Origin of the sequence: Microbacterium sp. UBA3486 (assembly GCF_002377845.1) — a bacterium.
Lineage (GTDB): Bacteria > Actinomycetota > Actinomycetes > Actinomycetales > Microbacteriaceae > Microbacterium > Microbacterium maritypicum_A.
In genome coordinates this window covers 43,151-62,571 of the sequence record NZ_DFQP01000051.1, presented here as the reverse complement: position 1 = coordinate 62,571, position 19,421 = coordinate 43,151, and the positions used below count along the sequence as shown (strand labels likewise).

25 protein-coding genes are annotated in these 19,421 nt (G+C 68.1%); 14 read left to right on the top strand and 11 right to left on the bottom strand.

All coding sequences use genetic code 11. From position 1 onward, the window contains the following. Nucleotides 1-35 precede the first annotated feature (35 nt). Together B2869_RS07620 and B2869_RS07615 are read right to left on the bottom strand one after the other, a co-directional pair. Nucleotides 36-707, bottom strand: coding sequence for a potassium channel family protein (locus tag B2869_RS07620; RefSeq protein WP_021198064.1), 672 nt, complete (start codon nucleotides 705-707; stop codon nucleotides 36-38). Beyond that, nucleotides 700-2,130, bottom strand: coding sequence for a TrkH family potassium uptake protein (locus B2869_RS07615; RefSeq protein ID WP_292764592.1), 1,431 nt, complete (start codon nucleotides 2,128-2,130; stop codon nucleotides 700-702). Before B2869_RS07615 ends, B2869_RS07620 begins: the two co-directional genes overlap by 8 nt. Nucleotides 2,131-2,236: 106 nt before the next feature. Between B2869_RS07615 and B2869_RS07610 the strand changes: the two genes are divergently transcribed. Both B2869_RS07610 and B2869_RS07605 read left to right on the top strand, forming a co-directional pair. Further along, the gene (locus B2869_RS07610) at nucleotides 2,237-2,647 is read left to right on the top strand and encodes an ArsR/SmtB family transcription factor (RefSeq protein ID WP_029259762.1); all 411 of its coding nucleotides are present in this window, start codon (nucleotides 2,237-2,239) and stop codon (nucleotides 2,645-2,647) included. Nucleotides 2,648-2,717: 70 nt separating this feature from the next. Continuing rightward, the gene (locus tag B2869_RS07605) at nucleotides 2,718-3,428 is read left to right on the top strand and encodes a DUF2071 domain-containing protein (protein WP_292764588.1); all 711 of its coding nucleotides are present in this window, start codon (nucleotides 2,718-2,720) and stop codon (nucleotides 3,426-3,428) included. Between the two features lie 194 nt (nucleotides 3,429-3,622). Here the strand turns inward: B2869_RS07605 and B2869_RS07600 are convergent, their stop codons facing one another. Next, nucleotides 3,623-4,450, bottom strand: a complete 828-nt coding sequence (locus B2869_RS07600) for an ABC transporter permease (protein WP_292764585.1) — start codon at nucleotides 4,448-4,450, stop codon at nucleotides 3,623-3,625. Beyond that, on the bottom strand, nucleotides 4,447-5,340 hold the full coding sequence (locus B2869_RS07595) for an ATP-binding cassette domain-containing protein (protein ID WP_292764581.1): 894 nt from the start codon (nucleotides 5,338-5,340) through the stop codon (nucleotides 4,447-4,449). The genes B2869_RS07600 and B2869_RS07595 overlap by 4 nt, the downstream gene beginning before the upstream one ends. A gap of 102 nt (nucleotides 5,341-5,442) precedes the next feature. Here B2869_RS07595 and B2869_RS07590 point away from each other — a divergent pair, with 102 nt between their 5' ends. The 9 genes from B2869_RS07590 to B2869_RS07550 all read left to right on the top strand — a co-directional run bounded on the left by B2869_RS07590 (nucleotide 5,443) and on the right by B2869_RS07550 (nucleotide 10,479). Then, nucleotides 5,443-6,375: a TetR/AcrR family transcriptional regulator gene (locus tag B2869_RS07590; RefSeq protein WP_292764578.1), complete on the top strand. Its 933-nt coding sequence runs from the start codon at nucleotides 5,443-5,445 to the stop codon at nucleotides 6,373-6,375. A 109-nt stretch (nucleotides 6,376-6,484) separates the two neighbouring features. Beyond that, nucleotides 6,485-6,676, top strand: coding sequence for a helix-turn-helix domain-containing protein (locus B2869_RS07585; RefSeq protein ID WP_017204627.1), 192 nt, complete (start codon nucleotides 6,485-6,487; stop codon nucleotides 6,674-6,676). A 156-nt stretch (nucleotides 6,677-6,832) separates the two neighbouring features. Then, a complete protein-coding gene (locus B2869_RS07580) occupies nucleotides 6,833-6,931 on the top strand; it encodes a 30S ribosomal protein bS22 (RefSeq protein WP_003792170.1) in 99 nt (32 codons plus the stop codon). A 78-nt stretch (nucleotides 6,932-7,009) separates the two neighbouring features. After that, nucleotides 7,010-7,312, top strand: coding sequence for a rhodanese-like domain-containing protein (locus B2869_RS07575; RefSeq protein WP_021198057.1), 303 nt, complete (start codon nucleotides 7,010-7,012; stop codon nucleotides 7,310-7,312). Beyond that, entirely contained in the window at nucleotides 7,309-7,605 is a 297-nt protein-coding gene (locus tag B2869_RS07570) for a glutaredoxin family protein (RefSeq protein WP_021198056.1), read from the top strand. Before B2869_RS07575 ends, B2869_RS07570 begins: the two co-directional genes overlap by 4 nt. Then, nucleotides 7,602-7,904 carry a Dabb family protein gene (locus tag B2869_RS07565; RefSeq protein ID WP_021198055.1) on the top strand — a complete coding sequence of 101 codons (303 nt, stop codon included), beginning with the start codon at nucleotides 7,602-7,604 and terminating at the stop codon, nucleotides 7,902-7,904. Before B2869_RS07570 ends, B2869_RS07565 begins: the two co-directional genes overlap by 4 nt. Before the next feature lie 172 nt (nucleotides 7,905-8,076). After that, entirely contained in the window at nucleotides 8,077-8,895 is an 819-nt protein-coding gene (locus B2869_RS07560; protein WP_021198054.1) for a basic amino acid ABC transporter substrate-binding protein, read from the top strand. 34 nt (nucleotides 8,896-8,929) lie between these two features. Then, nucleotides 8,930-9,727: an amino acid ABC transporter permease gene (locus tag B2869_RS07555; RefSeq protein WP_136025337.1), complete on the top strand. Its 798-nt coding sequence runs from the start codon at nucleotides 8,930-8,932 to the stop codon at nucleotides 9,725-9,727. Beyond that, complete coding sequence (locus tag B2869_RS07550) at nucleotides 9,724-10,479, top strand: amino acid ABC transporter ATP-binding protein (protein ID WP_029259770.1); 756 nt, start codon at nucleotides 9,724-9,726, stop codon at nucleotides 10,477-10,479. The genes B2869_RS07555 and B2869_RS07550 overlap by 4 nt, the downstream gene beginning before the upstream one ends. A 98-nt stretch (nucleotides 10,480-10,577) precedes the next feature. Here the strand turns inward: B2869_RS07550 and B2869_RS07545 are convergent, their stop codons facing one another. The 6 genes from B2869_RS07545 to B2869_RS07520 all read right to left on the bottom strand — a co-directional run bounded on the left by B2869_RS07545 (nucleotide 10,578) and on the right by B2869_RS07520 (nucleotide 15,452). Next, a complete protein-coding gene (locus tag B2869_RS07545; RefSeq protein ID WP_017828129.1) occupies nucleotides 10,578-10,757 on the bottom strand; it encodes a YegP family protein in 180 nt (59 codons plus the stop codon). A 90-nt stretch (nucleotides 10,758-10,847) separates the two neighbouring features. Then, nucleotides 10,848-11,939, bottom strand: coding sequence for an ABC transporter ATP-binding protein (locus tag B2869_RS07540; RefSeq protein ID WP_292764565.1), 1,092 nt, complete (start codon nucleotides 11,937-11,939; stop codon nucleotides 10,848-10,850). Next, complete coding sequence (locus B2869_RS07535) at nucleotides 11,936-12,730, bottom strand: ABC transporter permease (RefSeq protein ID WP_318391121.1); 795 nt, start codon at nucleotides 12,728-12,730, stop codon at nucleotides 11,936-11,938. Before B2869_RS07535 ends, B2869_RS07540 begins: the two co-directional genes overlap by 4 nt. Then, nucleotides 12,727-13,665 (bottom strand): ABC transporter permease, encoded by a 939-nt coding sequence (locus tag B2869_RS07530; RefSeq protein WP_292764560.1) that lies wholly within the window; start codon nucleotides 13,663-13,665, stop codon nucleotides 12,727-12,729. The genes B2869_RS07535 and B2869_RS07530 overlap by 4 nt, the downstream gene beginning before the upstream one ends. Then, complete coding sequence (locus B2869_RS07525) at nucleotides 13,662-14,801, bottom strand: ABC transporter substrate-binding protein (RefSeq protein ID WP_021198046.1); 1,140 nt, start codon at nucleotides 14,799-14,801, stop codon at nucleotides 13,662-13,664. Before B2869_RS07525 ends, B2869_RS07530 begins: the two co-directional genes overlap by 4 nt. A gap of 135 nt (nucleotides 14,802-14,936) precedes the next feature. After that, entirely contained in the window at nucleotides 14,937-15,452 is a 516-nt protein-coding gene (locus B2869_RS07520) for a GNAT family N-acetyltransferase (RefSeq protein WP_292764554.1), read from the bottom strand. A gap of 78 nt (nucleotides 15,453-15,530) precedes the next feature. Here B2869_RS07520 and B2869_RS07515 point away from each other — a divergent pair, with 78 nt between their 5' ends. Beyond that, complete coding sequence (locus B2869_RS07515; RefSeq protein ID WP_292764551.1) at nucleotides 15,531-16,361, top strand: sulfite exporter TauE/SafE family protein; 831 nt, start codon at nucleotides 15,531-15,533, stop codon at nucleotides 16,359-16,361. 120 nt (nucleotides 16,362-16,481) lie between these two features. On the opposite strand, the gene aspS is transcribed toward B2869_RS07515, so the two are convergent. After that, nucleotides 16,482-18,263 carry an aspartate--tRNA ligase gene (gene aspS, locus B2869_RS07510; protein ID WP_292764548.1) on the bottom strand — a complete coding sequence of 594 codons (1,782 nt, stop codon included), beginning with the start codon at nucleotides 18,261-18,263 and terminating at the stop codon, nucleotides 16,482-16,484. Between the two features lie 143 nt (nucleotides 18,264-18,406). On the opposite strand from aspS, the gene B2869_RS07505 reads away from it, so the two are divergent. Next, a complete protein-coding gene (locus tag B2869_RS07505; protein WP_029259777.1) occupies nucleotides 18,407-18,781 on the top strand; it encodes a DUF5684 domain-containing protein in 375 nt (124 codons plus the stop codon). A gap of 1 nt (nucleotide 18,782) precedes the next feature. Then, on the top strand, nucleotides 18,783-19,412 hold the full coding sequence (locus B2869_RS07500) for a histidine phosphatase family protein (protein ID WP_292764543.1): 630 nt from the start codon (nucleotides 18,783-18,785) through the stop codon (nucleotides 19,410-19,412). Nucleotides 19,413-19,421 lie beyond the last annotated feature (9 nt).

Below are 19,421 nucleotides of genomic sequence, written 5' to 3'. Positions count from 1 at the left end.
CGCGAGGGGGAGTCGGCAGACCGGACGACGCGTCGTCAGCGGTCGAGGCCGGCGAAGCGCTCGATGTCGCTGTTGGTGCCCGAGACGATGATGAGGTCGTGGTTCGTCACGATCGTGTTCGCCTCGGCGTAGCGGAACGGCTTGCCCGGACTCTTCACCCCGACGACGGTGACCTTGTACTTGGATCGCACGCCGGACTCGTTCAGTCCGACGCCGCGGATGAACTTCGGCGGGTACATCTTGGCGAGGACGAAGTCGTCGTCGAAGCGGATGAAGTCGAGCATCCGTCCGCTCACGAGGTGCGCCACGCGCTCACCCGCTTCGCGCTCGGGGTAGATGACGTGGTTGGCGCCGACACGGGCGAGGATCTTGCCGTGCGACTGGGAGACGGCCTTGGCCCAGATCTGCGGCACCTTCAGGTCGACGAGGTTCGCGGTGATCAGCACCGACGCCTCGATCGAGGATCCGACGGCGACGACCGCGACCTGGAAGTCCTGGGCGCCGATCTGACGCAGCGCGTCGATGTTCTTCGCGTCGGCCTGCACGGTGTGCGTGACCCGGTCGGACCACTTCTGCACGAGTTCGAGGTTGTCGTCGATCGCGAGCACCTCGCGGTCGAGGCGATCGAGCTCTCCGGCGCAGGCAGCGCCGAACCTGCCGAGACCGATGACGAGGACGGGAGCGTCGCCCCGCAGGACTTCAACCAACGATCGGCCTTTCCACGGGCAGTGAGTAGTACTGCGTTCGCGATGTCGCGGCGACCGCCGCGGCGAGTGTCACTGTACCAACGCGGCCCATGAAGATGGTCGCGGCCATCACGTACGAGGCCGAATCGGGAAGTTCCGCAGTGAGCCCCGTCGACAGGCCGACCGTGCCGAACGCCGAGATCACGTCGAACAGCACGTGGCTGATATCGGCCTTGGTGATCTGGGCGATGACGATCGTCGACAGCGCGACGATCGTGGCCCCCCATGCGACGACGCTGAGGGCCACGCGCTGCACGTCGCTCGGGATGCGGCGGCCGAACGCCTCGACGGACTGACGGCCCTTGGCCTCGGACCACACGGCGATGGCGAGCACGGCGAGGGTGGTCACCTTGATGCCGCCGGCCGTCGACGCCGAGCCGCCGCCGACGAACATCAGCATGCTGGCCGCGAGCAGCGAGGACCCGTTCAGGTCGTCCATCTCGATCACGTTGAAACCGCCGGATCTGGTCATCGCCGAGAGGAAGAACGCCTGGAAGGTGGTGTCGGTGGCGTCCATGGAGCCGAAGGTCTTCGGGTTGTTGAACTCGAGGATGACGAAGACGGCCGCGCCCAGGATGAACAGGAGGATGGTCGTGACGAGGGTGAGCTTGGTGTGCAGGGACCAGCGCTTCACGTGCCAGACGTGCTTGGCGAGCGTGTAGATGACGGGGAAGCCGATGCTGCCGAGGAAGACGCCCACCATGAGGAGCGAGAGCACCAGGTAGTCGTCGGCGAACACCGCGACGCCGCCGTCGTTGGGGGCGAAGCCGGTGTTCGTGAACGCCATCGCCGCGAAGTAGGGCGCCTCCCAGAGCGCCGCGATCGGGTCGACCCCGGCCATCACGAGCGCGGGATAGAGGAGGATCGCGAGCGATCCCTCGATGATGAGCGCCGAGACGGCGACGGTGGTCAGCAGCTGGCCGACTTCGCCGAGCCGCACGGTCTGGCTCTCGTTGACCACGCCGCCGTGCGCGCGCATCGGATTCGTGTCGCCGGCGGCCATCAGCTTGGCACGCAGGCCGAGGCGCTTCGAGATCAGCATGCCCATGAGAGACGCGAGGGTGAGGACGCCCAGGGCGCCGATGTTCACGCCGAGGAACACCACGACGTGTCCGAAGGGGGACCAGTAGTTGGCCATGTCGACCGTTGCGAGTCCGGTGACGCAGATGGTGGAGACAGCGGTGAAGAGGGCGTCGCTCAGCGGCGTGACCGTGCCGCTCGCTGAGGCGATCGGCAGGGAGAGGAGGACCGTGAACACGAGGATCAGCAGCGCGAAGACGACGATCGCGAAGCGCGACGGCGACGAGGTGACGAGGTGCTTGACCCATCCGGCCGCACTCTTCAGGCTCTGCCGCGGGGACGACGCCGAAACGATGCCCGACATCGCTGCCCCCTCTGGTTTCTCCTTCGGCCGCGCCGAGCGACCGCACGGCGCCTGTCGCCGAGCCTTCGTCATGGTACTCCGTGCCGGGGACGACTACCCTGAACTCATGACGGACATCTTCGACGTGATCGCAGACGGTACGAGGCGAGACATCCTCCAGCTCCTGCTGCGGCGCACGACCGAAGGGGAGGCCGGCACCAGCGTCAGCCAGATCGTCGCCGATCTGGGCATCAGCCAGCCCACCGTGTCGAAGCACCTGAAGGTGCTGCGCGACGCCGAGCTGGTCACCGTGCGCGAAGACGGTCAGCGCCGTTTCTACAGCCTCGCGGTCGAGCCGCTCGAAGTCGTGGACGACTGGCTGGTGCCGTTCCTGGTCGACGCCTACGGCGACAGCGCACCCGACATCGATTACCACGCGGTTCCCGAAAGCGCGGCGCATGCCGCCGAGGTCGTCGGACGGGCGGCCGCCTCCGCGAAGCACGTCGTCGCGAACGCGCTCAAGCGGCTCGGAGCGTGACGGTTCGAGCAACGCGGCCCGACCGCATCAAAGGCTTGTAGCTATTTAGCAAAGCTGTTAAATTCTAGGCATGAACCTCCTCATGCGCACACTTCGCGGCCGTATGCGGCGCCGTCTGCTGCTGACGTATCGGGTCGATCCGTCGGTGGCCGGCGAGATGATCCCCGCCCCCTTCCGCCCGCAGCTCATCGACGGGAGCGCGGTCGGCGGGGTGTGCCTGATCGCGCTGACGGAGCTGCGTCCCGGTTGGCTGCGACCGCGGTGGGGCATCTCGACGGAGAACGCCGCGCACCGGTTCGCGGTCGAGTGGGACGAGGGCGGGACCACGCGCACGGGCGTCTACGTGATCGAGCGGCACTCCTCGGACATCGTGCCCGTCATCGGCGGGGGGCGGTTCTTCCCCGGTGTGCAGGGGCGCGCGCGGTTCGACATCGACGAGACCGACTCGCGAATCCAGGTCCGGATGCAGGCCTCCGACGCCAGCGTCTCCGCAGACGTCGAGGTGTCGGAGGAATGGGAGAGCTCGCTCTTCCCGACAGTGGGCGACGCTTCACGGTTCTACCGGGCGGGCGCCACCGGCTGGTCGCCGCGACGCGACGGCAGGGGAGCGGAGGCCGTGGAACTGTTCGCGGAGCGCTGGGTCGTGGAGGCGGGCCGCGTGAACGAGGTCAGGTCGTCGTTCTTCGATGGGCTTCCGCAGGGCGCGGCGCAGATCGACAGCGCTCTGGTGATGCGCGATCTCCCCGTCAACTGGCGGAGACCCGCAACGACTCGCCCCTGACGACAGGGGGGCTTGTCGTCAGGGGCGAGGTGCGGGTCCCCACACCCGGGGCGGACTCGGCGGTGCCGGCACGAGCCCGGCGTCAACAGTCCCAGCGGCAGATGAGCGAAAGCCGCAGAACGCCTATGTCTCCGCTGGGATGTGGGCTCCGCGGGGATATGTCTTCGCGGGGATGCCCGCTGCCGCCGGTCCGCTCAGCGTCGCCCGGCTTTGCGGCGGAAGAGCCACGCGCCCCAGGCGACCGCGATCGCGAGGATGACGACGCACCAGCCGATCGCCCACCATGCCTCGCCCTGCACGGGAGCGTCCGTGAGCAGCCCGCGGATCGTCTCCACGATGGGTGTGATCGGTTGAGTCGCGGCAACCGGCTGCAACCACTCCGGCATGCTCGCCACCGGGACGAACGCACTGGACAGGTAGGGGAGGAAGAGCAGCACGAAGCCGTAGCCGTTCGCCCCTTCCGGGCTTCCTGCGGCAAGACCGATGGCGGCGAACAGATACGTGATCGCGAGGATGTACAGCGCGATCAGGGCGGCGAGCCCCACCCACTCCCCTGCGTTCGCGCTCGGACGGAAGCCGACGAGTACTCCTACGCCGATCACGATCGCCGTGGCGATGAGGTTGCGCAGCACGCTCGCGACGACGTGCCCGGTCAGCACCGTCCCCGCTCGCAGCGGCATCGTGCGGAACCGGTCGATGATGCCGGTGCGCATGTCGTTCGCGACATACACCGCGGTGGAGGAGGCTCCGAACCCCGCGCAGGTGAGGATGATGCCGGGCACCACGTAGTCGACGTAGGCGCCGGACGGATCGATCGCTCGGCCGAACACCCACGTGAACATGAGCATGAGCATGACGGGCAGCATGATCGCCATGAGCAGCGATTCGCCGTCCCTCAGCGAGTGGCGCAGGCTGCGACCGACGAACACCGCCTCGGCGGTGAGGCCTCGCAGGCGCGGGCGCGGTGAAGGGGCGGGGAGGGCAGGTGCCGCGGAGCGAGGGGCGGCGAGGGTGATGTTCATGCGAGCTCCTTCGCGGGGTGGTCGATGGGGGCGGCCGCGGTGACGGCGAGGAACACGTCGTCGAGGGTGGGGCGGCGCAGGGTCACGGTGCCGTCCTCTCCGTCTTCGTCGAGCAGGTCGAGCGCTCGCCGGAGGTCGGCGACCGTGCCATCGGTGGGGATCTGCCGGTGAAGCTCGCCACGGCGGTCGTGGAGTTCGACGGTGTCTCCGCCGACGCGCGCCTTCAATGCGGCAGGCGTGCCGAGGGCGGCGACCCTGCCGTCGTGCAGCACGGCGATGCGGTCTGCCAGCTGATCGGCCTCCTCCAGGTACTGGGTGGTGAGGAAGACCGTCGTCCCCGCGTTCGCCAGCATGCGGATGATGTCCCACAGCCTGCGACGGCTGCGGGTGTCCAGACCCGTGGTGGGCTCGTCGAGGAACAGCACCTCCGGCGTCACCACGAAGCTCAGGGCGAGGTCGAGGCGACGTCGCATTCCGCCGGAGAACGTGCGCACCATGCGGGAGGCGGCATCCGTGAGATCGAACTGGTCGATCAGGTCGGCGGTACGTCGTCGCGCGGCTGCCCGTCCGAGCCCGGCGAGCCGCGCGAACATGACGACGTTCTCGGACGCGCTCAGTGCATCGTCGACGGCTGCCGCCTGGCCGGTGAGGCTGATCCGTCGCCGGACCTCGATCGCCTGCGTCCCGATGTCCCAGCCGGCGACCCGCGCCGAGCCGGCGTCTGCCGCGGTGAGGGTGGTGAGGATGTTGATCGTCGTGGTCTTGCCGGCGCCGTTCGGCCCGAGCAGGGCGAAGACCTCGCCGCGGGCGACCGCGAAATCCAGTCCGTCGACGACGGTCTTGTTCCCGAAGGCCTTGCGCAGCCCCTGCACCTCGATGGCTGTCTCCATCAGGCGCTCCTTTCTGTGTATGTAGAAAACTGTGTATCACCAACGCAACTGTGTATGACCGTAACACACTGTTTAGCTAATAAACAGAAGTAGGATGAGCGCATGACTGAGACGGAGCCGCCAGAGCTGCCACGCGGGATCGCGCTGGCGTGGGGTGTCGCCGCGAACCCGCAGCGTGGTCCCAAGCGCGAGATGAGCGTCGAGAAGATCGTCGACGCCGCCGTCGAGCTGGCGGATGCCGAGGGGATCGGCGCCGTGTCGATGGCCGCGGTCGCGGCGCGGCTCGGATTCACGCCGATGTCGCTGTACCGATACGTGACGGCGAAGGACGATCTGCTGCTGCTGATGCAGGAAGAGGCGACAGGGCTGCCGCCGCAGAGCCACCTCGAGGCGGACGGCTGGCGCGGACGACTGATCGCCCTGTATGAAGAGCAGGTCAAGCTCTACCTGCGCCATCCCTGGATGCTGTCCCTGCCGATCACCGGATCGCCGATCACCCCGAACAGCTCGGCCTGGCTGGATGCCGGGCTCGCCGCTCTCGACGGCACCGCGCTGACGACGGAAGAGCGCATGGCCGTCGCGCTCGCGGTGACCGGGCATGCCCGCTGGTGCGGGATCGTGCAGGCCGGCTACACCGAGCAGTCCCGCGGCACGGGACTCACCCCGGATGAGGTGGCCGCGCACGAAGCCGCTCTCTTCGATCGGGTGATCACGGCCGAGGAGTTCCCCGCGCTCCGTCGCGCGATCGAAGACGATGTGTTCACCTCGACGGCCGATCCGTTCCGGTTCGCCGTCGAGCGGACCCTCGACGGGGTCGCGGCGTACCTCGCGGGTCTCGACCGCGGAGAGATGCACGCCGAGGCGGCGGGGTGGATCGACATCGACCCGGCCGAGGTGTCCGGGGATCGTCGATTCAAAGAGGCGCAGAAGGCGGTGCGCGAGGCTGAGAAGGCTCTGCGGGCGGCCCGCAAGATCGAGCGTCAGGCATGGCGGGAGGCCAGGGAGCGGTCGGCGAAGGTGAAGAAGTCCGGCTGAACCTGAGTTCTCGCGGTCTGTCGCACCTCACTGATCACACGAGTCACAGAGGTTTACACGCGTCCCAGCTACCACATAGAGTGTGCACATCGAGAAAGGGGTACGTGGGATGCCCGAGGTTCCTGACGTCCGATTCCTCACGGTTGCTGAGGTCGCAGAGCTCATGCGCGTGTCCAAGATGACCGTGTATCGGCTGGTCCATGCGGGGGAGTTGCCGGCCGTCCGTTTCGGGCGCAGCTATCGCGTACCCGAGTCCGCTGTGGCTGATGCGCTGCAGCGCCCGATCGCCGACGTCGGCTGACGTCGATCGCCTTCTCGTGCTCCGCCGCCGGCGGGCGGTAGATGCGTGTGACAGGCGACGCCTTCGGGTTTGCTAGACTGACCCGAGGCATTTTCCGTGCCCGTACCCGGGTGTCCGATTTCGGCGACACCCAGCCACTGACTTAGTGAGGTTTCCGTGGGTTCTGTCATCAAGAAGCGCCGCAAGCGCATGGCGAAGAAGAAGCACCGCAAGCTGCTTCGTAAGACTCGCCACCAGCGTCGCAACAAGAAGTAAGCGACCAGACACGAGCGCCTGTCTTCGGACGGGCGCTTTGTGTCTCCGGCCGCATCTCCGTCCCGCCGAGAGGATGTCATGAAGTCGATCACCGTCACCGAGCTCGCCGAGCGCACCGGTACCCCGCTCATCGATGTGCGGGAGGTGGACGAGTTCGCTGCCGGTCATGTGCCGGGGGCCGTCAACATCCCGATGTCCGAGATCGGCAACCGGCTGGAAGAGCTGCCTGCCGAGGCGTTCGACGTCATCTGCCAGGCAGGCGGGCGCTCGGCTCGTGTGGTCGAGGCTCTGGAGTCGCGCGGTTACGACGCCACGAACGTCGAGGGCGGCACCGGCGAGTGGATCGCCCAGGGCCGCGCGGTCGAGGTGCCGTCGGCGTGACCACGCTGACTCTGATCGGCAAGCCCGACTGCCATCTGTGCGACGTCGCCTCCGACGTCATCGATGCCGTCGTCGCCGAGCTGCCCGACGCCGCCGCCGAGCAGATCGAGATCGTGGAGGCGTCGATCCAGGACGATCCCGCCCTGTACGAGCTGTGGTGGGAGAAGATCCCGGTCGTGCTGATCGACGGCGAGCTGCACGCGCATTGGCGCGTCTCGCCCGACCGGCTGCGAGAGGCGCTCGAAGGCGCACTCCGTGGTGAATCCCCGACCGAACTGAAGGAAGCCCTGTGACGATCCGCCATGTCGTGACCTGGAAGCTCGCCGCCGAAGACGCCGCCGAGCGCGGTGCCCAGGCTGCCGAGGTCGCTCGCCGGCTGAACGCTCTCGACGGTGTCGTCCCGCAGCTCCTCTCCATCTCCGCCGGCGCGAACGTCGCCTATCCGGAGGCGAACTGGGACGTCACGCTCGTCGCGGACTTCCCCTCGGTCGCGGCGATCGACGAGTACCAGGTGCACCCCGCGCACGCCGAGGTCGCCGCGTACATCCGATCGGTCGTCGCCTCGCGCGTCGCCGTCGACTTCGAGGTCTGACACCGCGTCGCACCGTCCCAGGAACTCGGTTTCCACGTGTGATCGGGGCGTACTTGCAACACAAACGTAATGCGCGCGGATGCCTATGTCATTGGTCACCCGACGAGCCGCATGTTTAGATGAACTCCTACCCGTCAGCGGGCCTCCGTGCCCTCGACTCACAGGAGCCGACATGCCTCGTCGCAACCTCATCGCCGGTCTCGCCCTCGTGGCGACGGCCACCCTCGCGCTCGCCGGCTGCGCCACCGGATCATCCGACGCGGGAAGCAGTGACGCTCCCGCCGCCGACGACAAGTACGGTCTCGTCGAGGCCGGAACGCTCACCGTGTGCTCCGACGTCCCCTACCCGCCGTTCGAGGTCGAGGACCCCTCCAGCGAGACCGGCTACTCGGGCTTCGACATCGACCTGCTCAGTGCGATCGCCGAGAAGATCGACCTGAAGCTCGCCGTGCAGGACGTGGGCTTCGACGCGCTCCAGTCCGGCACCACGCTCGCCGCCGGCACGTGCGACATCGGTGCCTCTGCGATGACCATCACCGACGAGCGCAAGGCGAACATCGACTTCTCCGACCCGTACGTCGACTCGCTGCAGTCGCTCCTCGTGCGCGCCGACTCGGACATCAAGTCGATCGACGACCTCGACGGCAAGAACGTCGGCGTGCAGCAGGGCACCACCGGCGAGACCTACGCGGGCGAGAACGCTCCGGGTGCGCAGCTGGTGCAGTACCCCTCGGACGGTGAGCTGTGGCCGGCCATGCAGGCGGGTCAGATCGACGCCATCCTGCAGGACCAGCCCGTCAACTACGTGCACGAGCAGGACGACCCCGACTACAAGATCGTCGAGACGTACCCGACCGACGAGTCGTACGGCTTCGCCTTCGCCAAGGGCGAGAAGGACGAGCTGCGCGACGCGGTCAACAAGGCGCTCAAGGAGCTCCAGGACGACGGCGGATACCAGAAGATCTACGACGAGTACCTCGCGGCCAAGTGACCGGCGGGGTCGGTAGAGCGGGAGGTCCTCGACGATGGCGTTGAGGCGTACCACCAAGAGCAAGCTGTATCGCTACACGGTCTACGTGGTGCTGATCGCGATCGCCGTCTGGGCGATCGTGAGCACCGACTGGGCGAAGATCGGCCCGCTGTTCTTCAATCCTGAAGTCGCGGCGAAGATGTTCCCCGGGATCATCACGACCGCGTTGGTCAACACGCTGTGGTTCACGGCCGTTGCCTTCGCCGGGGGGCTGCTGCTCGGAGTCGTGCTGGCACTGATGAAGCTGTCGACCATCGCGCCGTTCCGGTGGATCGCGACCTGCTGGATCGAGTTGTTCCGGGGGCTCCCGGCGATCCTCACGATCTTCGGCATCGCGTTCATCCTGCCGATCGCGCTGGGCGTGCCCGGCACGAAGCTGGGCGGACCGGTCGTGCTCGGTCTCATCGGTCTCGTCCTCGTCGCCTCGGCATACATGGCCGAGACGATCCGTGCGGGCATCCAGGCCGTTCCGAAGGGCCAGACCGAGGCGGCGCGCTCCCTCGGCATGTCGCCCATGAAGACGACGTTCTGGATCATCGTGCCGCAGGGGTTCCGGATCATCATCCCGCCCCTGACCAACGAGTTCGTGCTGCTGCTGAAGGACACGTCGCTGCTCTTCGTGGCGGGTTCGTTCATCTGGTCGAAGGAGCTCACGACCTTCGCCCGCGATGCGAGCACGCAGAACGCGAACGGAACGCCGCTGATCATGGCGGCGATCCTGTACCTGATCGTGACGATCCCGCTCACGCGCTTCAGCGCGTGGCTGGAGCGACGGATGTCGAGGCAGCGATGATCACCGACCTGATTGATGTCCACGCCCCCGCGATCGACGTGCAGGGGCTCGTGAAGTCGTTCGGCGACAACGAGGTGCTCAAGGGCATCGACCTCACCGTCACCAAGGGCGAGGTCGTGTGCGTGATCGGACCTTCGGGCTCGGGCAAGTCGACGCTGCTGCGTTCAGTGAACCTGCTCGAGGAGCCGACCGGCGGCAAGGTGCTGATCGAGGGGATCGACATCACCGACCCCGACGTCGACATCGACCGCGTGCGCACCCGCATCGGCATGGTGTTCCAGAGCTTCAACCTCTTCCCGCACCTCGATGTGCTGGGCAATCTCACGATCGCTCAGCAGCGGGTGAAGAAGCGGTCGAAGAAGGAAGCCGAGCTGATCGCGCATGCCATGCTCGCCCGCGTGGGTCTGGCCGAGAAGGCCGACGCCTACCCGGGGCATCTGTCGGGAGGGCAGCAGCAGCGTGTGGCGATCGCCCGTGCACTGTGCATGAACCCCGACATGATGCTGTTCGACGAGCCCACCTCGGCACTCGACCCCGAGCTGGTCGGCGAGGTGCTGCAGGTCATGCGATCGTTGGCCGACGAAGGGATGACGATGCTCGTCGTCACGCACGAGATGGGATTCGCACGCGAAGTCGGATCCCGCCTCATCTTCATGGACGGTGGGCACATCGTCGAGGAAGGCGACCCGCGCGAGGTTCTCGGCAACCCTCAGCATCAGCGCACGAAGGACTTCCTCTCGCGCGTGCTCTGACCCGAGATCCGGTTCGCCGACACCTATCGCAATCGCCGAGACCCCCTGTTGCAGACGTCTGCAACAGGGGGTCTCGGCGTGGAACGTGGGTATCGAGCTCAGTCGGCCTCGACGACCTCGGCGTCTGCGGCGTTGCGACGCACGGAGTCGATGCCGTTCAGGGCGGCGGACTTCGACGAGTAGCCTTCGCTGATCGCGATGACCTCGCCGTTGCCGGCCTTCAGGCGGAACCGGTACTCGCCGGACTTGTCGGTGTACAGCTCGAACGTGCCTGCCATGAGGCGTCCTTTCTCTCTCGGATGGAGGGAACCCCGCCCCTCGGGCCTCACGCTAGCGTTCGGGGCGGGCCCGGGGGAAGAGCGATGGGTTCAGCCGCGCGGGTGCACGGCGACGGGCTCGGGAGCGATCGCGATGCGCACCCGATCGCCGAACGCGGGGTGGGTGCCCGGCGCATGCTGCACCCGGACGAGCTCACCGGATTCGGTGCGGACGAGCGTACGACGCATGCTGCCGAGGAAGGTGCTCTCCTCGACCAGGGCATCGGCTGCGGCATCGGCCTCGGATGCGAAGTAGACGTTCTCCGGTCGCAGATACACGTCGACCGGCCCGTCCGCCCGTGACTGCAGGGGAAGCCGCTGCCCCCAGACCATCACGTGATCGCCCTCGGCGACCCCGGATACGACGCTGGACAGGCCGACGAAAGCCGCGACTCCGGCGGTCGAGGGCATCGTGTAGAGCTGCTCGGGGGAACCGATCTGCTCGATGCGACCGGCGTTCATCACCGCGATGCGGTCGGAGACGGCCAGCGCCTCCTCCTGGTCGTGGGTGACGAACACGGTCGTGATGCCGAGTCGCAGCTGGATGCGGCGGATCTCGTCGCGCAGCTGCACGCGCACCTTCGCGTCGAGCGCGGAGAGCGGCTCGTCGAGAAGCAGCACCTTGGGCTCGGTCACCAGCGCACGGGCGAGCGCCACCCGCTGCTGCTGTCCGCCGGAGAGCTGGTGCGGAAAGCGGTCGGCGAAGTCGGCGAGTCCGACCAGCGCGAGGGCATCCACGGCGCGGCGCGAAGCCTCCGCCTTCGCGATCCCGCGCCGGCGCAGGCCGAAGGCGGTGTTCTCGGCGACCCGCAGGTGCGGGAAGAGCGAGTACGACTGGAAGACCATCCCGATGTCGCGCTTGTTCGTGGGCACTCGGGAGACGTCTCCGCCGCCGAGCAGCACGGCCCCCTCATCCGCGCCCTCGAGACCGGCGAGCACACGCAGCAGGGTGGTCTTGCCGCAGCCGGAGGGGCCGAGGAGCGAGACGAACTCCCCGGGGGCGATGTCCAGGTCGACACCGTGCAGCACCCGGTTGCCGCCGTAGCTCTTGACGATGCCCTGCAGCTCGACGCGCGTTCCCTCGCCCGCCTGGGAGAGCAGCAGGTTGTCCTTGGTGCGCGGCAGCGCGTGGTCGAGGGTCATGAGCGGGCCTTTCCGGTACCGCGGGCGACGCGGCCGATGACGAGGAGCAGGAGGAAGACGAGCACCAGCGCGAGTAGCGTGAAGATCGCCGGCGCATAGGGATCCTGTTTGTTCACGACGACCATGGCGGTCTGGAACACCTGGCGGTTCAGGAGCGAGGCGATCGTGAACTCGCCGAGCACCACCGCGATGGAGATGAGCGATGCGGCGAGCAGCCCCTGGCGGAGGTTCGGAGCGAGCACCCGGAGGACGACCGTCGGCCAGCTGGCGCCGAGCGACCGTGCGGCCTCGGAGAGGGTGCGCAGGTCGGCGGCATCGATCGACGCCTGGATCGAGCGGAACGCGAACGGCAGCACGGTGACCCCGTAGGCGAAGGCGAGCGTCCAGGTGCCGGTGCCGAAGGCGCGACCGATCTGCAGGTAGATGGGAGCGAGGCCGACCACGAGCACGATGGCGGGGATGGAGATGGGCAGCAGCACCGCGAACTCGAAGGCGGGCTTGAGCTTCGGGAAGCGCAGGTTCACCAGGATCATGGTGGGGGCGAGCAGGAGCAGCACGATGGCCACCGTGACGACGGCCAGGATCAGGGAGTTACCCAGACCCGCCCAGATCGGCCTCAGGGTAGCGGCCGCCGCGGGGTCGAACAGCGCGATCCAGCGGGCGAACGACAGCCCGCCCTCGGGGTCGCGCAGCGTGAAGAGGAACGTCGACACCAGGGGAACGGCGAAGAACGCACCGACGAGGATGCCGATGACCCAGCGGGTCGCGAGGGAGGGACCGAGCCGGTTCACGACTGCCACCTGGCCGCGCGTCGTTGCACGAGGGAGTACAGGGCCATCACGATCCCGACGATCACGATCATGCCGAGCGCGAGGGCGCCGGCGAGGTTCTCGCGGCCGAGGACCGTCTCGCTCGTGAGGGCAGTGCGAATCTGCAGCGGCACGATCTGCGCTCCCTGACTGGCGAGGGCGGCGGCGGTGGCGTACGACGAGAACGAGTTCGCGAACAGCAGCAGCAGGCTGGCGAGGAACGACGGCGCGAGCACCGGGATGCCGATGCGCAGCCAGAAGCTCGCGCGGGTGCCGCCGAGTGTGAGGTTGGCCTCGGCCCACTGCGGCTTGAGCGCGGCGAGGGCGGGCATGAAGGTGATGACCATGAGCGGGATCTGGAAATAGAAGTAGGGGAGGACGAGTCCGGGCAGCTCGTACAGCCAGGTGCCGTTCTCGAAGATGTTGACGCCGAACGAGTCCTTCAGGAAGACCGTGACGACACCCTGGATGCCGATGGTCGCGATGAAGGCGAACGCCAGCATGACGCCACCGAACTGGGCCAGCACGCCGGCCGCCGCGTCCACAGCCGAGCGCGTTCGCCCCTCGGGGTCCATGCCGAGCAGCGCGTAGCAGACGAGGGCGCCGACGAGCGCACCCACCACGGCGGTGAGCAGCGAGAGCCCGGCGGAGTCCGCGAAGGTGCTCAGCACGACGGGATCGGCGAGGGCCGACATGTTCGACCAGGTGAAGGAGCCGTCCTTGGTGAAGAAGCCGGAGCCGATCGACAGGATCGTCGGCACCGCCAGGAAGAGCACGACGTATGCGGCGAACGGGACGAGCCCGAGCCAGGCGAAGGACGGAGCGGACCGCCGGGCCCTCGCGTGCGGCGAGGACCCGGCGGAGGTGGTGGGGGCGGATGCCGCGGCATCCGCCCCCGTTGCGGTGAGGGTGGTCACTGGACCGCCGAGGCCCACTTCTCGCCGAGCAGCGTGCCGGCGTTCGTCGACTGCTCCTCGGTCGGGACGACCGTCTCCTCCGGTGCCTCGGGGAGTGCCGCAGCGAGGTCGGCGTCGATCGTGCCGGCGTCGGTCATGGCCTCCATGCGCACCGGACGGGCGCCGCCCTTCAGCCAGAGGTTCTGCACCTCGTCGCTGTAGAGGAACTCCTGCCACAGGCGGGCAGCAGCCGGGTGCGGGGCGTCGGCGTTGATGGCCTGGTTGTAGTACCCGGCGTAACCGGTGCCGTCGAACACGACGACCTTCCAGTCCTTGTTGTCGGCCGTGTGCGAGGCGTTCAGGTAGTCCCAGTCGAACACGACGGGGGTCTCGCCGCTCGCGATCGTCGCGGTGGTCACGTCGACCTTGAGCAGGTTTCCGGCCTTCTGCAGCTCGGAGAAGAAGTCGATGCCCGGCTGGAAGTCGTCGAGCGTGCCGTCGGACTGCACGGTGGCGAGGCCGACGGCGGCGAAGGCCGCACCGGCCTGGGTCGGGTCGCCGTTGATCGCGACGGCGCCCTTGTAGTCGGCCGAGAGCAGGTCGGAGAGTTCGGCCGGAGCGTCGAACTTCGACGAGTCGTAGCCGATCGACATGTACCCGCCGTAGTCGCCGACGAAGAGGCCGGTGGGCTCCTTCAGCTCCTCGGGGATGTCATCCCACGTCTGCACCTTGTACGGCGCGAAGACGTCGGTGTTCTGCAGGGCGACCGTGAGGCCGATGTCGAACACGTCGGGCGCGGTGTCGAGTCCCTCGTTCGTCTTCGCGGCCTGGATCTCCTCGGCGCTCGAGACGTCGGGGGAGGCCTCGTTGATGGTGATCTCGGGGTACTTCTCGGCGAACAGGTCGAGGATCTCGCCGTAGTTCGCCCAGTCGCGGGGGAGCGCGATGACGTTGAGCGAGCCTTCGGCCTTGGCTGCAGCCTCGAGGTCGGCGAAGGTGCCGAAGTCGGTGACAGAGGTCGCGGCGGAGGCGTCGACGTCGGAGCTGCCTCCGCCGGTCGCGTCAGCTGCGCCGGAGCAGGCCGTGAGTGCGAGTGCGGCCGTGGTGGCCAGGGCGATGCCGGCGCCGATGCGCGCGCGGCGGGTGAAGCGAGCCATGAGTGTCCTCTCGGTGTCCGGCGCTGTGAGCCGGTTTCGGGTTGCGAGAGGACACTATGAGGTGCAGGTTGCCGCCCGTCGCGGGTCTGGTGAACGGACGGTGGCGAGGCGGTGGCCGAACAGGGCCGCGGAGCCTCAGCTCTGCGGCACGCTGTACTTGAAGCCGCGGTGCGAGCCGATGTAGCCGAGACGCTCGTAGAAGCGGTGCGCGTCGGTGCGGGCGGCATCGGAGGTGAGCTGCACCATGGTCGCGCCGACTGCGGGGGCTGCGGCTTCGCCGACCCAGCGCATCACGGCAGAGCCGATGCCCGACGAGCGCAGTGTGCTCTGCACCCGCACCGCCTCGACGAGCAGCCGCCGCGCGCCGCGGCGCGCCATCCCGGGGATCGAGGTGAGCTGCAGCGTCGCGACGATCGCGCCGTGGAGCTCGACCACGAGCAGATCGTTCGACGGCTCGGCCAGGATCTCGACGAGCCCGCGTGCGTACGCGGGACGATCCTCGTCGGACGCCACATCACCGCGTGCCGCGCTGATCGGGTCGTCGGCGAGCAGCGTGATCACGGCATCCGTGTCATCGACGGTCGCACGGCGCAGGAGTGCGGTTCCGATACGCGATTCGAGCGGCTGGGGCAGCGGGAGGGCATCGAGCATGGCCCCAGTCTGCCAGCGCCCGCGGTCGGTGCGAGCGCGGATGCGAGGGTCGAGCCGACTCTCTGGAATCATGGCGAGGTGGATATCGGCGCCGTGCTCGGACTCGAGCAGCTCACGTGGGGGGTGCTGCTGCTCGTGGTGATCGCCGCGTTCTGCGCCGGCTGGATCGACGCGGTCGTCGGCGGGGGAGGGCTGCTCCAGCTCCCGGCGCTGCTGCTGATCCCCGGCATCTCCCCGGTGCAGGCGCTCGCCACGAACAAGCTCGCCTCGGTGTTCGGCACCGCGACCAGCAGTGTGACCTACTACCGCCGAGCCAGACCCGACCTGCGCACCGCCGTGCCGATGGCGGTCATCGCGTTGATCGGGTCCTTCGGCGGTGCGGCCGTCGCGACGGTGCTGCCGCCGGCCGCGTTCAAGCCGATCATCGTGATCGCGCTGCTCGCGGTGGCGCTGTTCACCGCGTTCAAGCCGCAGATGGGCGCGGCGACCCAGCTGCGGTTCGACGGGCACAAGCACCACATCATGGCGGGTGCCGCGGGGCTCGGCATCGGCTTCTACGACGGCATGATCGGACCCGGGACCGGCACCTTCCTCGTGATCACCCTGGTCGCGCTGCTCGGCTACGACTTCCTGCAGGCGAGCGCCAAGGCCAAGATCGTCAACCTCGCGACGAACGCGGGGGCGCTCATGCTGTTCATCCCTCACGGCGCCGTGCTGTGGCTGCTCGGTGGCATCCTCGCGGTCGCGAACGTCGCCGGCAGCTACCTCGGCTCCCGGATGGCGATCTCGCGCGGGACCACCTTCATCCGCGTGGTCTTCCTCGTCGTCGTGGTCGCACTGATCGCGAAGCTCGGCGTCGACGTGTGGAACGAGAACATCGTGCCCGCGTTCGTGGCGCTCTCGTCCTAGGCTCGAGGTGCTCTGCGGCGCGCGTCCTGGGGGATCAGGCAGAAACGCCGGATCAGGCAGGTTCTTCGCGGAACCGCCTGATCCGGCGTGTGTGCCTGTGCTCGCGCGAGGCGGCTGGCCTCAGGCCTCGTCGTCCTCGGGCTCGAAGTCGACGCCGGCCTCGGCGCGCTGCGCGTCGGTGATCGGTGCCGGAGCGGAGGTCAGCGGGTCGAAGCCGTTGCCCGACTTCGGGAACGCGATGACCTCGCGGATCGACTCGGTCTTGGTCAGGTGCTGCAGCACACGGTCCATGCCGAGCGCGATCCCGCCGTGGGGCGGTGCGCCGAACTTGAACGCGTCGAGCAGGAACCCGAACTGCTCGTCGGCCTGCTCGTCGCTGATGCCCATGACCTCGAACACGCGCTTCTGCACGTCTTCGCGGTGGATGCGGATCGAGCCGCCGCCGAGCTCGGAGCCGTTGCACACGATGTCGTACGCGTAGGCGAGAGCAGAGCCGGGGTCGGTGTCGAACGTGTCCTGGAATTCCGGCTTCGGGCCGGTGAACGCGTGGTGCACGGCTGTCCAGGCCCCCGCGCCGACGGCGACGTCGCCGGAGGCCACGGCGTCGGCTGCCGGCTCGAACATCGGAGCGTCGACGACCCAGGTGAACGCGAACTCGTCGGGGTTCAGGTAGCCGAGGCGGCGGCCGATCTCGACGCGCGCGGCGCCGAGCAGCGCACGGCTCTCCTTGGCGGAACCGGCGGCGAAGAAGACGCAGTCTCCGGCTTCGGCGCCGACGAGCTCGGCGAGCCCGGCCTGCTCGGCCTCGGACAGGTTCTTCGCGGCGGGGCCGCCGAGCGTGCCGTCCTCGTTGAACAGGACGTAGGCGAGGCCGCGTGCACCGCGCTGCTTCGCCCAGTCCTGCCACGCGTCCAGCTGCTTGCGCGGCTGCGAGGCGCCGCCGGGCATGCGCACCGCACCGACGTACTCGGCCTGGAAGACGCGGAACGGGGTGTCCTGGAAGTACTCGGTCGCGTCGACGAGCTCGAGGCCGAAGCGCAGGTCGGGCTTGTCGGAGCCGTACTTGGCCATGGCGTCGGCGTAGGTCATGCGCGGCAGGGGCGTGGCCACCTCGACGCCGATCGTCGCCCACATCGCCACGATGAGCGACTCCATGAGGGTGATCACGTCTTCCTGGTCGACGAAGCTCATCTCGATGTCGAGCTGCGTGAACTCCGGCTGCCGGTCGGCGCGGAAGTCCTCGTCGCGGTAGCAGCGCGCGATCTGGAAGTACTTCTCGACACCGCCGACCATCAGCAGCTGCTTGAACAGCTGGGGGGACTGCGGCAGGGCGTACCAGCTGCCGGGGCTCAGACGAGCGGGCACCAGGAAGTCACGGGCGCCCTCAGGCGTCGAGCGGGTGAGGGTCGGGGTCTCGACCTCGGTGAAGTCGTCGGCGTGCAGCACGTCGCGGATCGCCTTGTAGACGTTCGAGCGCAGGCGCAGGGCAGCGGCCGGGGCCGGGCGGCGCAGGTCGAGGTAGCGGTACTTGAGGCGGGCTTCCTCGCCCACGGTCTCGGTGTCGGCGAGAGCTGTGGAGACCTGGAAGGGCAGAGGCGCGGACTCGTTCAGCACCTCGACGTCGGTCGCGATGAGCTCGATCTCGCCCGTGGGCAGGTTCGGGTTCGCGTTGCCCTCGGGGCGCAGCGAGACCTCGCCGGTCACCTTCAGCACGAACTCGTTGCGCAGCGGGTGGGCGATCTCCTCGTCGCGGATGACGACCTGGGCGATGCCGGAGGCGTCCCGCAGATCGATGAAAGCGACTCCTCCGTGGTCACGACGGCGATCGACCCAACCCGAGAGGGTGACGGTCTGACCGATGTGCTCGGCTCGCAGAGAGCCTGCCGAGTGGGTGCGAAGCACGGAGTATTCCTTCTGATCTGGGAAATGGGGAACCCGCCCATTCTACGGGGGCGGTCGGGAGGTCATCGGCCCCGTCAGCGGTGCCCGAGCCGGCATGTCAGTAGGATCGCCACGACACAGCTCATACACAGAAAGGGTGCACCGTGGACAACAACGGCATCTCCGATCTCTACGCATCGATCTTCTCCGGCACCACGGGCCTGATCGCGCTCGTCTTCTACATCCTCGTCGCCATCGGGCTGTGGAAGGTGTTCACGAAGGCCGGATACCCCGGCATCCTCGCGATCATCCCGATCGTGAACCTCGTCTTCCTCGTGAAGATCGCCGGCCTGTCCGGCTGGTTCGCACTGCTGTACCTCATCCCGATCGCGAACCTGATCCTCGCGATCATCGTCGCGTTCAAGCTCGGCGAGCGCTTCAACAAGGGCGGGGTCTTCTCGTTCTTCCTGCTGTTCCTCTTCCCGTACATCGGGTACCTGATCCTCGGTTTCGGGGATTCGCGCTACAGCAAGGCGTGAGATGACGGCGTCCCGGTTGCACCTCGTCCGACACGGCGAGGTGCACAATCCGGCCCGCGTGCTCTACGGTCGTCTTCCCGACTACCACCTGAGCGACGCGGGCCGGGGGATGGCCGTAGCGGCCGCCGACCATGTGGCGGCGCTCGACCGTCCCGTCTCCGCGCTCTACGCATCGCCGCTCGAACGCGCGCAGGAGTCGGCAGAGCCGTTCGCCGAGCGCTTCGACCTCGTGCCGGAGATCGACATCCGCCTGATCGAGCCGACGAACGTGTTCGAGGGGACGCAGATGCGTCGCTCCTTGATGAACCCCCTGAACTGGTGGCACCTTCGGCAGCCGTCACTGCCCAGCTGGGGCGAGCCCTACTCGTCCATCGCGGAGCGGATGCTCGGTGTCATGGACGAGGCCTGGGACGCGGCGCCCGACGGCGACGTCGTGATGGTGTCGCACCAGGCGCCGATCTGGATCACCCACCTCCGCGTCGCCGGCCTGCCGTTGCGGCACGACCCGCGCACCCGTCGGTGCGCCCTCTCGAGCGTCACCTCGTTCGAGCGCGTCGGCGACGTCTGGCGCGAGGTCGCGTACGCCGAGCCTGCAGCGACCGGCGGTGCGGTCGACGTCGGCGCGGTCTGATCCGCGATT